11 protein-coding genes and 1 pseudogene are annotated in these 12,344 nt (G+C 62.8%); 4 read left to right on the top strand and 8 right to left on the bottom strand.

The window, feature by feature from the left end; genetic code table 11:
• Positions 1-56: 56 nt before the first annotated feature.
• The 4 genes from I5S59_RS11345 to I5S59_RS11360 are packed head-to-tail and all read right to left on the bottom strand — an operon-like array spanning position 57 to position 4,186.
• Positions 57-1,625, bottom strand: a complete 1,569-nt coding sequence (locus I5S59_RS11345) for an FAD-binding oxidoreductase (protein ID WP_197876678.1) — start codon at positions 1,623-1,625, stop codon at positions 57-59.
• An 11-nt stretch (positions 1,626-1,636) separates the two neighbouring features.
• Positions 1,637-2,326: a hypothetical protein gene (locus tag I5S59_RS11350; RefSeq protein ID WP_197876679.1), complete on the bottom strand. Its 690-nt coding sequence runs from the start codon at positions 2,324-2,326 to the stop codon at positions 1,637-1,639.
• Between the two features lie 13 nt (positions 2,327-2,339).
• Positions 2,340-2,675 carry a c-type cytochrome gene (locus I5S59_RS11355; protein WP_197876680.1) on the bottom strand — a complete coding sequence of 112 codons (336 nt, stop codon included), beginning with the start codon at positions 2,673-2,675 and terminating at the stop codon, positions 2,340-2,342.
• A 35-nt stretch (positions 2,676-2,710) separates the two neighbouring features.
• The gene (locus I5S59_RS11360) at positions 2,711-4,186 is read right to left on the bottom strand and encodes an aldehyde dehydrogenase family protein (protein ID WP_197876681.1); all 1,476 of its coding nucleotides are present in this window, start codon (positions 4,184-4,186) and stop codon (positions 2,711-2,713) included.
• Positions 4,187-4,515: 329 nt separating this feature from the next.
• On the opposite strand from I5S59_RS11360, the gene I5S59_RS11365 reads away from it, so the two are divergent.
• The gene (locus I5S59_RS11365; RefSeq protein WP_197876682.1) at positions 4,516-6,348 is read left to right on the top strand and encodes a sigma-54-dependent Fis family transcriptional regulator; all 1,833 of its coding nucleotides are present in this window, start codon (positions 4,516-4,518) and stop codon (positions 6,346-6,348) included.
• Between the two features lie 18 nt (positions 6,349-6,366).
• On the opposite strand, the gene I5S59_RS11370 is transcribed toward I5S59_RS11365, so the two are convergent.
• Entirely contained in the window at positions 6,367-7,290 is a 924-nt protein-coding gene (locus I5S59_RS11370) for a SphA family protein (RefSeq protein ID WP_197876683.1), read from the bottom strand.
• A 185-nt stretch (positions 7,291-7,475) separates the two neighbouring features.
• On the bottom strand, positions 7,476-8,354 hold the full coding sequence (locus I5S59_RS11375; protein WP_197876684.1) for a helix-turn-helix domain-containing protein: 879 nt from the start codon (positions 8,352-8,354) through the stop codon (positions 7,476-7,478).
• Between the two features lie 166 nt (positions 8,355-8,520).
• On the opposite strand from I5S59_RS11375, the gene pobA reads away from it, so the two are divergent.
• Complete coding sequence (gene pobA, locus I5S59_RS11380; protein WP_197876685.1) at positions 8,521-9,708, top strand: 4-hydroxybenzoate 3-monooxygenase; 1,188 nt, start codon at positions 8,521-8,523, stop codon at positions 9,706-9,708.
• Positions 9,709-9,725: 17 nt separating this feature from the next.
• Positions 9,726-9,893 (top strand): annotated as a pseudogene (gene tatA, locus I5S59_RS11385) (twin-arginine translocase TatA/TatE family subunit); the annotation flags it as partial.
• Between the two features lie 98 nt (positions 9,894-9,991).
• Here tatA and I5S59_RS11390 read toward each other — a convergent pair.
• Entirely contained in the window at positions 9,992-10,660 is a 669-nt protein-coding gene (locus tag I5S59_RS11390) for an ankyrin repeat domain-containing protein (protein ID WP_197876687.1), read from the bottom strand.
• A gap of 78 nt (positions 10,661-10,738) precedes the next feature.
• Here I5S59_RS11390 and I5S59_RS11395 point away from each other — a divergent pair, with 78 nt between their 5' ends.
• A complete protein-coding gene (locus tag I5S59_RS11395) occupies positions 10,739-11,620 on the top strand; it encodes a LysR substrate-binding domain-containing protein (RefSeq protein ID WP_128325110.1) in 882 nt (293 codons plus the stop codon).
• 1 nt (position 11,621) lies between these two features.
• On the opposite strand, the gene I5S59_RS11400 is transcribed toward I5S59_RS11395, so the two are convergent.
• On the bottom strand, positions 11,622-12,257 hold the full coding sequence (locus I5S59_RS11400) for an START domain-containing protein (protein ID WP_197876688.1): 636 nt from the start codon (positions 12,255-12,257) through the stop codon (positions 11,622-11,624).
• Between the last annotated feature and the right edge of the window lie 87 nt (positions 12,258-12,344).

A 12,344-nucleotide genomic window follows, 5' to 3' on the forward strand; every position in this document is an offset into this window, starting at 1 on the left:
TTCGAACGTGCTGAAATCGCAACCCCCGCCAGGTGGGACCTGACGGGGGATCATGCTTAGAACGGGTTGTTCAGGTCGATCCCGGACTTGCCCGGGGCGAGGATGTTGTTGGGGTCAAGGGCGCGTTTGATTGCGTGCTCGACCTTGCGTTTGACCGGCCCGTAGCTTTGCGCAACACGCTCCTGGAACGCCGTGTTGACGCGGTAAACGGCGTAACCCTGTTGCTCGAAGGCATCCAGCAGCTCGGCGAAGCAGGCGTTGGCGCGCTGGGTCTCCTCAGGGTTGGTGCGGTCGTACAGTACGTCGATGACATGGTGCATGTCGCGCCAGCCGACGATGAATTCGCCGACGTAGTCCAGGCCGTGTTTGTTGAGAATCTTCTTGGCCAGGGCTTGCTGCTTGTCGCACTCGCTGCCCCGTGCCTGGCTCACCGGCGCGAACCACATCGAGCCACCGCCGCCACGCCAGTTGTACAGACCGAATTCCTGCAGGTTGGGCACGCCGGACATCAGCTGTGCACGGTACTTGAAGGGTTGCGTATCGCCCGCTTCCTCCTCGGTGACGATCCGGCCCTTGCCCAGTTGCTTGAGCGCGCCGGTGACGATCTGCCAGTTCACATCGACCTGTTCCTGGGTGCCGTAGAGCGCGGCATATACGTTCCAGGCACCGAGGTTCTTGTCTTTCTGGATCTGCTTGAGGATGGCGTCCGGGGTGGCGCCGGGTTCGAGGGTGTAGTCGCTGCGCTTTGTGTTGCAGGTCGACGCTTCCCACAGCACACCGGCAATCACCACCGAGTTGGGGATGACCTGGGCAATCCGCAAGGGGCGGATGAATTCGACGATCTCGGCGATGTCCGACGCGTTGTCGAACTTGATCTCGAACGGTTTGAACACCGGTGGCTTGGGCATCAGCCAGAAGCCCATCTTGGTGCAGATGCCGTAGTTGGCCTGGGTGAACATGCCGTCGAGGGTCGGGCCGTAACCCCACTTGAACACCTGCCAGGCATTGTCGCCTTTGACCCCGCCCATGCCGGTGCGATAGACGTCGCCGTTGGCCAGCACCACTTCCATGCCGCATTGCATGAGAAAGTGCTCGCCGTAGGGCGTGTAGCCGACGCCGCGGTCCATCGTGTTGCCCAGCGGCCCGGCAATGGCCGAAGGCGCAGAAAACGACAGCATCAGCGGCAGCTTGTGTTCCTGGATGTAGTCGTAGAGCTGCTGGTAGGTGACCCCGGGTTCGACCAAGGCGGTACACAACTCGGGGTCGACGTGGAGGATCTTGTTCATTTTCTTCAGGTCGAGGATCACTTGCCCGCGCTGGCCGGGAGCAGCCGAGCCGTAACCGAAGTTGCGGCCGGTGGAGATGGTCCAGACCGGAATCTTGAACTGGTTGCAGATCTTCACCACCCCCTGCACCTGCTCGACCGAGGTGGCGGTGATGGCGGCCGATGGCGCGTGGCCGGCATTGTCTACCGCCATCATGATCTTGTTGTAGGGGATCAGTTGCTCGTCCTTGACCAGAACGTTCTCATCGCCCAACAAGGCGCGGAACTGGGCAAGCGCCTGCGCGAATTGGCTGGCATCGACGCCGCGCGGCAGCAGGGTATTGGCAGTTGTTTGGCTCATCGTGGAATCCTTCAGACTTCGATCGAGAACGACATGTAGGTGCCGGTCAGTGTCGAGGGGTGGCTGGCAACCAGGGGCGCCTGACCGGTGTCGGTGCTGCCCAGCATGCTCAAGGCGTAACCCAGCGTGGCGGCCCATTGGTCGCTGCCCTGGCCGTGACGGGCGCTGGCCAGTTGCAGGGTCGGCGTCGGGGTGTGCAGGCGTTGTTCGTGCAGGCTGAAGCCCTGGCCGCAGGTGGGCAGCTGCTGGCCGAGCTGCAGGGCGCAACCGTGCGCGGGCTGGGCGCTGAGCAGGCGGTGGGGCGATCGGCCAGCGGTGCTGCTGTGCTGCCCGAGCCATTGCACCCGTGCGCCGGCGCTGCGGGCCAGGTCGACGCGCAGCGCGGCGCTGGCATCGTCGAGCAGGCCGATCAGGCGCTGCGGTTGGCCACTGCCAAGGCGTTGCTGCAGCGCCAGCAGGGCAGCCAGGTCCAGCCCTGTCGGCATGACCTGCAGCGCTGGCGCCGCCGGGCTGGCCTGCAGGCCCTGGATAAATGCTGAGCCGGCGACTTCAGCGCTGACCAGCGCCAGGCTTGCGGCCTGAGCCGGAACATGGCGGCCCAGCACGCTGTTGGCCAGGCTCAGGCCGGAGCTGCTCAGGGCGACCCCGGCGATGCCGCCGAGGGCCATGCCCTTGAGCAGCGAACGACGTTCGACGTTCATCATCGCAGTGCCCTCACGGTTTGGCCGACGGTGCAGGGGAGGTAGCGATATAGTCGCCTACCTGTTGCAGGGCGTGGTCGTCGATGAAGGAGGCGGGGAAGGCAGGCATGGCACGAAAGCCGTTGCGCACCACGGCGCTGATATAGGCCGCAGGCAATTGCCGGCCTTTGAGTTGCGGGCCGACCTGGCCTTCATGGCAGTGGCCGCAGACTTTCGCATAGACATTTTCGCCGCTCTTCCACACCCCGTCGCCATCGGCGGCGGCAATGCCGCAGAGCAGGACCAGGGGCAAGGCAAGGCAACGGGTGACGGCCCGTCGTACAGCTGGACGGTTGGGCAGTAGGGACATTGCGGACTCCTTATTGTTATGGGTAGATCAGGCAATCAGAACGGGTAGTGGCGCGGTTGGTGTTGCACGGTGATCCAGTGGTCGGTGGTGAATTCCTCGATCGCCCAGTCGCCGTTGAAGCGGCCCAGCCCGGAGTTTTTCTCGCCGCCAAAGGGCGCGTTGGGCTCATCGTTGACCGGGATGTCGTTGATGTGGGTCATGCCGGCATGCAGGCGCTGGGCGAACTGCACACCACGCTCGACACTGGCGCTGAACACGGCGCTGGACAGCCCGTATTCACTGCGGTTGGCCAGTTCCAGGGCATGCTCGGCATCGCGGGCAACCTGGATGCCCACCAGCGGGCCGAAGATTTCTTCATGGGCGATGCTCATGTCGGCCGTAACGTTGCCGAACACATGCGGTGGCAGCACATTGCCCTGGGCCTGGCCGCCGAGCAGCAGCTCGGCGCCTTCACCGAGTGCCATGGCAATCTTGTCGTGCAGGCCCGACAGCTGGCGGGCATTGATTACCGGGCCGATCACCGTACCGGGCAGGCTCGGGTCGCCGCAGGGCAGGGCCTTGACCCGTTCGACGAAACGTTGGGTGAACGCTTCGAGCAACGGCTGTTCGACGATGATGCGGTTGACCGCCATGCAGATTTGCCCCTGATGCAGGAACTTGCCCACCACCGCGGCATTGACCGCTTGTTCCAGGTCGGCGTCGGCCAGCACCACGAACGGGCTGTTGCCACCCAGTTCCAGCGCCAGGTGCTTGAGGTGTTCGCCGCCGCTGGCGATGCGGCCGATGCTGCGCCCGACCTGGGTCGAGCCGGTGAACGAAATGAACGCCGGAACCGGGTGCTCGACAAAGGCATCACCAATTTCGGCGCCGGCACCGACCACGACGCTCAAGGCGCCGGCAGGCAAACCGGCCTCTTCGAAGATGCGTGCCAGTAGCAGCCCGCCGCTGACCGGGGTGTCACTGGCCGGCTTGACCACCACGGTGTTGCCCAGCGCCAGGGCGGGTGCCAGAGAACGGGCGGTCAGGTGCAGGGGGAAGTTCCACGGGCTGATGACGCCAATCACACCAAGCGGTTTGCGGTACACCCGGCTTTCCTTGCCCGGGATATTGGAGCTGACGATGCGCCCGTGGACACGGCTGGGCAGGCTCGCCGACTCCAGGGTAATGGCACGGGCGGCGCCCCACTCGATCTGTGCTTTGATCCGCGTGCTGCCGGACTCGCGGATGATCCAGTCGATGATCTCTTCGCGGCGCTCATCAAAAATGCGCACCGCCTGCAGCAACACCTGGCTGCGCGTGGCCGGCGACTGCGCGGCCCAGGCCGGTTGTACCTCGCGGGCGCAGCGGTAGGCGGCATCGAGGTCATCGCGGTTGGCCAGGGGGATGTCGAGCAGGGTGTGCTGGTTGAACGGGTCGAGCACCGTCAACGCGCGTTCGGCGCTGCCGACACGCCAGCGTCCGGCCAGCGGTTGCAGGTGAAGGTTCTGGTAGGCAGGGCGGGTATGAGTCATCGGCTTCTCTCTTGTTGTGTCGAAAAGGATTCGATGAACAGCCCATAACAACTATCGTGCCATGTCGTTTTATAGGGAAATAAACGTTATAAAACAGATAGATAGAGTTTTTTGTGAGGGTGAGGCGAACAGTCTGCAGGCGGCCGGTGCGAAAATTTATGCAGAGAAGTCGCCGGGTGCAGAAAGCTCGACGCGGGTGCTTCGGGGCAAAATCCGGGCGGTAATCGGCCATTTGTGCAGCCTGACGGTGCCCTTTGCTGTCTGGCCAATTGACCCGGCCGGGGCGGGCGGCATACTGCAAGGCTTACCTTCTGCCTTTGGTATTGCCTATGACACTTACAACACCTGGCAAGCCTGGCCGTACCGTGGATGAAGCGTTTTTCAGACAGGTACTGGGCCGCCAGAAAAGCCTGATTGTCGACCGCACCAACCAGTTCGGCAGCAGTGGCTTGCCGTCCGCCGAGCAACTGGCACAGTCTGTCGCCTTTGCCCCGCAGGACGGCAGCATCTGGCTGTGTGGTCAGCGCATGATGTTGCTGCAGGGCTCGGCTTTCGGTGCTATCCGCCGTGAACTGGTCGACGCCCTGGGCCTGGACAAGGCCCGCGGCCTGCTCACGCGCATTGGCTGGCAAGCCGGCGCGCGGGACGCGGCCCAGGTCAGCGAGCAGTGGCCGGAAGGCGATCACGCCAGCCTGTACAGCGCCGGCCCTCGTCTGCACATGCTCGAAGGCATGGTCAATGTCGAGGTGGTGCGTTTTGAAATCGACTCGGGCATCGGCCACTTCTATTCGGAGTTTCTCTGGCACAACTCCCTGGAGGTGGACGAGCACATCGCCGCCTATGGCCTGGGCGGAGAGCCGGCGTGCTGGATGGAAATCGGCTATGCCAGTGGCTACGCCTCGTCACTGCTTGGGCGCCTGGTGGTGTTTCGCGAGATGCAGTGCCGGGCCATGGGGCATCCGGCGTGCCGCATTGTCGGCAAGCCCGCCGAGCAGTGGGAGGACATCGACGTCGACCTGGCCTACCTGGACCCGGGCGATTTTCTCAGCCGCAGTACCTATACCTCAGCGGTCGACACGCGAGTCGCCGAGATTGAAGTACCGGCTGACGGCAAGCAACTGGTGGGCATCTCGGCCAGCTTCGTGGCCGCCAGCCAGTTGCTGCAGCGCGTGGCACCGACCCAGGCCACGGTGCTGCTGACCGGTGAGTCCGGGGTCGGCAAGGAGTTGTTCGCGCATACCCTGCATCAAGCCAGCCGCCGCCAGCACACGCCGATGGTCGCGTTGAACTGTGCAACCCTGCCGGAGAACCTGGTCGAGGCCGAGCTCTTCGGGGTCGAGCGCGGTGCCTTTACGGGGGCTGAGCGATCGCGGCCAGGGCGCTTCGAACGAGCGCATGGCGGCACGCTGTTCCTCGATGAAATCGGCACCCTGAGCCTGCACGCCCAGAGCAAGATCCTGCGGGCCTTGCAGGAAGGTGAAATCGAGCGGGTGGGCGGCACGACGCCGATTCAGGTTGACGTGCGGGTGATCGCTGCGACCAACCTCGACTTGCGCCAGGAGGTCGCGGCGGGGCGCTTTCGTGAAGACCTGTTCTATCGCCTGAACGTGTTCCCGATTCACTTGCCGCCGTTGCGCGAGCGACGTGAAGACATACCGCTGCTGATGAGTTATTTCCTCCGCCGTTTCAGCCAGCGCCATGGCCGTCAGCTGGCGGGCTTCAGCATGCGCCTGGTGAATGCGCTGTTGACCTATCGCTTTCCCGGCAATATCCGTGAGCTGCAGAACCTGGGGGAGCGCGGGGTGATTGCTGCCAGCGACGGTGAGGTGATCGACGTGGGGCACCTGGCGGAAGCCGGCGCACCACTGATCGACTCGGCCATCGGCCTGACCGCCGAGGGCCGATTGGCCCTGGATACGGCGCCGCTGTCGGCGGCAACGACTGAAGCCAGCCCTGGCGAGGCGCCTGGCAGCGCCCCGGAACTGGCCAGCTTGCAGGCGTTTTTCACCGGGCAGGAACGGGTATTGGGTACGTCTCTGGAAGAAATCGAGCGGCGTTTGGTGCGCCTGGCGCTGGAGCGTTCTGGCGGTAACGTCACCGCCGCGGCGCAAATGCTTGGTATGAGCCGCGCCCAGGTCAGCTACCGGCTCAAGGGCAGCTGACCTGGGCGCGGGGCGGCCTTACAAAGGCGTGGTGAACTTGAGCCAGTAAGCCTGGCCTTCGGCGCGGTTGCGCACACCGGACTCGTCCTGCCATTTGGCGCTGAACATCCAGCCTTGCTTGCTGCTGTACTGCACGGCAGGGCCGATGGAGAACGAGCGACCGCGGTTGCCGTCACTGGCCTGCACCAGGGCGGCGGCCGAGCAGTCGCCAGCGCTGCATTTGTCGTCGCTGACCTGCTGGTAAGCATGCCCGCCAACCCCCAGCACCCAACCGTTACCCAGGCCCCAGCCGAGGGTGTAGTCGGCATGCAACTCGCGGCCGGACTGATAGTCGGTGGCTGTGTTCTCGAAGTTGTAGTCGTACATCAGGCGCACGTCGGCATTCAGCCCCTTGGGGTCAAGGTAAGTCATCGCCAGCACGCCCTGCACGGTGTAGTAGTGGTTGCCAAGGTTGATCAGGTCATCCTTGTCGTACTCGCTGGCGGTGGGCAGAACGAAGTCGACACCGGTAGCAATGTGCAGTTTGTCACTGGGGTGAAAGCCGATCACCGGGCCCAGGTGAGCGTCACCGATGCCGCGCTTGTGATCGTGTGGGCCGCCCTTGATGTTCAGGCGCATGTCATTGAGGGGTAGCAGGGCATGGAAGCCCAGGTCGCCACCGAAAATCTTTTGCTCGGTGACCCAGACAAAGCGCGGCACCAGAGTGGTCACGCGCAGGTCGATATCGGCAGCCTTGGCGCCGCTGTTGTCACGCAGGCTGTCGGCCAGGTAGTTGCCGACAAACAGTTGGCCGTAGGTGCCCGGTGGCGGCAGGATGCCCATGCCATACAGTTCGATGCCCATGGGCCAGGAGGAAATACCGCCTTCGGTGGCCTGGGCCTGCCAGGCGCAGGTGGACAGCAACAGGCTGGTGGCGAGGTGCAGCGGGGCGCGTTTGAACATGAGAGGGTCAACCTTATTGTTATGGGTGTGGCGCCGTCAGGCGGCGCCTGTGACAGCCCTCTCAAATTGCGTGCCATATTTATTTTCATTATTTATCAATAGGTTGTGGTTCTTCTCTGGTGTTTCTCACGCGCTATTGGCGGGCTTTGTTAAGAAAATTCGGCGGTCTGCATAAAAAGTCGCGATCAGGACACGCCCGCCTGACGAAACGCATTCGGCGTTTGCCCGCACAGCCGGCGGAAAAAACGTGAGAAGTAGGTGGGGTCGCTGAAGCCCAGGCTGTCTGACAGCTGGCTGATGCTCATGTTGGTGTAGATCAGGTTGCGCCGCGCCTCGAGCAACAGGCGCTGGTGGACAATCTGCAGTGCCGTCTGCCCGGCCAGTTCGCGGCAAAGGTTGTTCAGGTGCACGCTGGAGATACCCAGGCGATGCGCAAACAACTCGACCGACAGGTGTTCGCGGTAGTGCTGTTCGACCAGTTTGATAAAGCGTGCCAGCAACTGCTGGTTACGTTCGTCACGGTTATTCGACGGGTTGATCTGCAGGCTGCGACGGCTGATCCAGACGATTAAAGAGGTGACCAGCGAGTGCAGCAGCAGGTCGCGCGCCGGCGCGCTGCCTTCGTATTCCTCATGCAATACACGGATCAGGGTGTGCAACGCTGCGCGGTCAGCGCCCAGCCGATAGCAACCGGCAGAGGCCAATACCGTGAGCGGAGCCCCCAGTTGCGCTTCCAGCTGGGCCACCAGCGGAGCGCCGAGGGTGAGCACGTACCCATCGATGTCTTCGGAAAACTGAAAGCCGTGCACGGTCATCGGCGGGATCACCTGGATCGCCGCTTCCTGCACGGTGCTGCGCCGGCCTTCGAGTTCGATCAGGGCCTGGCCGCGACGCACGTACAACAGCTGGAACAGGTCGGCATGGCGATGCGCTTTGATTTCCCAATGGTGCAGGCTGCTGCGTTTGGGGATCGATTCGCAGTGCAGCAAGTCGGGTGTCGGCCAGGCCTGGCTTTCGCCGTAAAGCTTGAACACGGGGATTTTGGGGAGGCTGGATCTTGTCATTGTGAGCCTGTCCGATAATCGAACTGTATTTGTAAAAGTGCAATTTGTTGGATGAATATCACCTTTTTCTACGGTTTTTGTCAGCAAAAATGCAGGGGCACACAACAACAATAGCTACCAGACGGTCGCAGCCAGGCGTCTGGAGCCCCACAGCGAGACAAGAATAATGAAAACTCAGGTAGCCATTATCGGCGCCGGTCCTTCGGGCCTTCTGCTTGGTCAACTGCTGCAGAACGCCGGTATCGATACGGTGATCGTCGAACGCCAGACCCCCGAGTATGTACTGGGGCGCATCCGCGCCGGCGTGCTCGAGCAAGGCACTGTCGATCTGCTGCGCGAAGCCGGTGTGTCGGAGCGTATGGACGCTGAAGGTCTGGTGCACGATGGCGTGGAACTGCTGGTGGGCGGCAAGCGCATTCGTGTCGACCTCAAGGCGCTGACCGGCGGCAAGACGGTGATGGTCTACGGTCAGACCGAAGTGACCCGCGATCTGATGCACGCGCGTACCGTCAGCGAAGCGCCGATCATCTATTCGGCCGACAATGTGCAGCCGCACGAGATGAAAGGCGAACGGCCCTACGTCACTTATGAGAAAGATGGCAAGACCCACCGTATCGATTGCGATTACATCGCCGGCTGTGACGGCTTTCACGGTGTGGCGCGCAAGAGCATCCCTGAATCGGTGCTGACCCACTATGAGCGCGTCTATCCCTTCGGCTGGCTGGGCATGTTGTCCGATACGCCACCGGTCAACCATGAGCTGATCTACGCCCACCACGACCGTGGCTTTGTCCTGTGCAGCCAGCGCTCGTTGACCCGCAGCCGCTACTACCTGCAGGTGCCGCTGACCGATCACGTCGATGACTGGTCCGATGAGCGCTTCTGGACCGAGCTCAAGGCACGTCTGCCCGAGGACGTCGGTGCACGCCTGGTCACCGGCCCTGCGCTGGAGAAGAGCATCGCGCCGCTGCGCAGTTACGTGGTTGAGCCGATGCAGTACGGCAAGCTGTTCCTGGTCGGCGACGCCGCCCACATCGTGCCGCCAACCGGTGCCAAAGGCCTGAACCTGGCCGCCTCGGATGTTTGCTACCTGTACCGCATCCTGGTCAAGGTGTACCGCGAAGGGCGCACCGACCTGCTCGACAAATACTCGGAACTGGCCTTGCGCCGGGTGTGGAAAGGCGAGCGCTTCAGCTGGTTCATGACCAACCTGCTGCATGATTTTGGCGAGCACAAGGATGCCTGGGACCAGAAGATGCAGCAGGCCGATCGCGAGTATTTCTTCACCTCCCACGCCGGCCTGGTGAACATTGCCGAAAACTATGTAGGCCTGCCATTCGAAGCCATTGAATAAGCGAAGGAGGGTGCGGCATGGGTGTATTCGACTGGAAACACTGGGCGGTACTGCTGGTTGTGGTGGTACTGGTGTTCGGCAGCAAGCGGCTCAAGACCCTGGGCAGCGACCTGGGGGAAACGATCAAGGGGTTTCGGCGGTCGGTGAATGACGTCGAGGCGTTGCCCGAGAAAATCGACCCCCAGAACACCGCAGACCTGTAGGAGCGTGGCTTGCCCGCGAAAAACGACGACGCAGTGCATCTGGGGCACCGCAGTGCCTGGTTCGCCGGCAAGCCTGGCTCCTACAGGGCCGATTCGAGGATTTTCACCATCTCGGCATAGCCGCGCTGGCGCGCGTGGGCCAGTGGCGTCACGCCGTCCTTGTCGGCAATGTTCACATCGGCGCCGGCCTTCACCAGCATCTCGACGATCTGCACATGACGCGGACCGCCGTCGCTGAGCACGATGGCTTCCATCAACGCCGTCCAGTGCAGGCGGTTCAGGTGGTTCACATCGACGCCTGCTTCAATCAGCGTACGCACGGTGTCGACATGGCCACGCTCGGCGGCCGGGATCAGTGCCGTGCCGCCGTAGCGGTTGGTGCTTTTCAGGTCGGCGCCGTGGGCCAGGGTCAGGCGCAGGATCTGCTCGTAGCCACGGGCACCGGCATACAGGTAAGGGCTGTCGTCGATGTTGTCCTTGGCATTGACGTTGGCACCGGCCTCGATCAATACCCGGGCTGCATCGACCTGGTTGCGGTGGGTGGCCAGCAGCAGCGGCGTACGCCCCTGTTTGTCGCGGGCTTCGCGGTCGGCGCCCTGTTCCAGCAGGCTGCGCACGCGTGCGGCATCGCCGCGTTCAGCCGCTTCGCGTAATTGGCTTTCCAGCGCGCCCCCTTCGGCACTGGCGGTGATCGAGGTCATCATGGCGAGCAGGAATGCAAAAAAGACGCTGAGGTGTTCCATACGCATCCGCTTGTCTCCGTGTGTTGTCCTGTAAGAGGGGGCATGATAAAAATCCCGCTTTGCATTTAGAAGTTAAATATCCGCATGGACATCAGTGTAAAGCCAAATAGGTCGTTGTTTGATCTCGACCTGCTCCGGGCCATTGTCGTGGTGGCTGACTGCGGCAGCTTTACTACCGCCGCCGCACGCCTGCACTCTACCCAGTCCACGGTGAGCCAGAAGGTCAAGCGCCTGGAAGACATGGTCGGCCATCGCCTGTTGGTGCGCGGCAACCGTGATGTACTGCCCACCGACGCCGGCCAGACGTTGCTCGGTTATGCCCGGCACATGCTGGCACTCAATGACCAGATGCTCGAAGCCCTGGCGGGCGCCACGGTCGGTGTGACAGTACGTCTGGGTGTGCCGGAAGATTTTGTAGGCGGACGTACGACCAATGCCTTGTCGGCCTTCAATCGCAAGTACCAGCAGGTCAAACTGGAAGTCACCAGCGGCCTGTGCCGCGACCTGAGCCAGAGTTACGACAACGGCGAGCTTGACCTGGTGCTGCTCAAGCAGCGGCGCAACAGCCGTGAGGGCGTGGCCTGCTGGCCGGAAGAGTTGCAATGGATCGACAGCGCCCGCACGCCCTCGATCGAACTCGACCCGATCCCGCTGGTGACGTTCCCGCCACGCGGCCTGTACCGCGACGACATGATCAACGCCATCGAAAGCATGGGGCGGCGCTGGCGCATCAGTTTTACCAGCTCCAGCCTCAGCGGCATTCAGGCGGCGGTGGCGGACGGCATGGGTATCAGCCTGCTGCCGCCACGGGCAGCGACCCGTGACCACGCCGTGCTCGGTGAGCAGAATGGCCTGCCGGTGATCGACAGCTATGAGATTGTCATCGTTCATCGGCCGACAGCCGATCCGATGGTCAAGGAGTTGGCCGGGGTACTGGCTGGCCTGCTTGAGGCCCACGCGGTTTAGCTCAGGGCTGCGTGGTGTCGTCGCTCGGGCGCAGGCCCTGGCGCTCGGCCACTGCGCGCAGGGTGCGCAGCGACACCATCGGCGCATCGATAACAAACTGATTGGCCAGCCATGAAGGAATGTCGCCTGCAGGGTCGGCCTCCAATTGATAGGTGACTTCGGTCAGGTGATCGCTTTTGGGGGTCAGGGTCCACAGGCCTTCGAGCCTGGTGACCCGGACGAACCCCGGTTGGCGCGCCATTTTGCCGCTGACAGCGCTCAAATGACGGATCAGCGTGCCATCGTCGGCGCGCTCGGTACGCACCTGGATCACCATGTCACGCGGGTTGGTCGGCCAGGGCAGCTCGGTGGTCATGTAGACCCATGTGGTGTCGCCCTCGACATCCAGCAGTCGCATGCTGGCGCAGCCATACAACCACTTGCAGGCCACCCGCAGGTTCTCCTGCAGGTCGCTCAAGGTACGCACATCGGCCTTGATCTGGGTGACGCCGCGAAAGCGCTGGTACTTGGAGCCCGGCACGTCACTGAGGTACACCTGGATACCACTGCGGTCCTGGGCCAATGCCCAGTCCTGGGCCTGCGCGCCGCTGCACAGGAGCAAGACCAGAAGCGTGCTGCAGGCAGCGCGAAGGTTCATCAGCCAGGCTCCATGAGGCAATGGGTCGAACTCAAGCATAGGCCAGTGGTGCCATAACGAAAAAACCCGCCGGTGAAGGCGGGTTTT

Source organism: Pseudomonas alkylphenolica, from assembly GCF_016009175.1.
GTDB lineage: Bacteria > Pseudomonadota > Gammaproteobacteria > Pseudomonadales > Pseudomonadaceae > Aquipseudomonas > Aquipseudomonas alkylphenolica_B.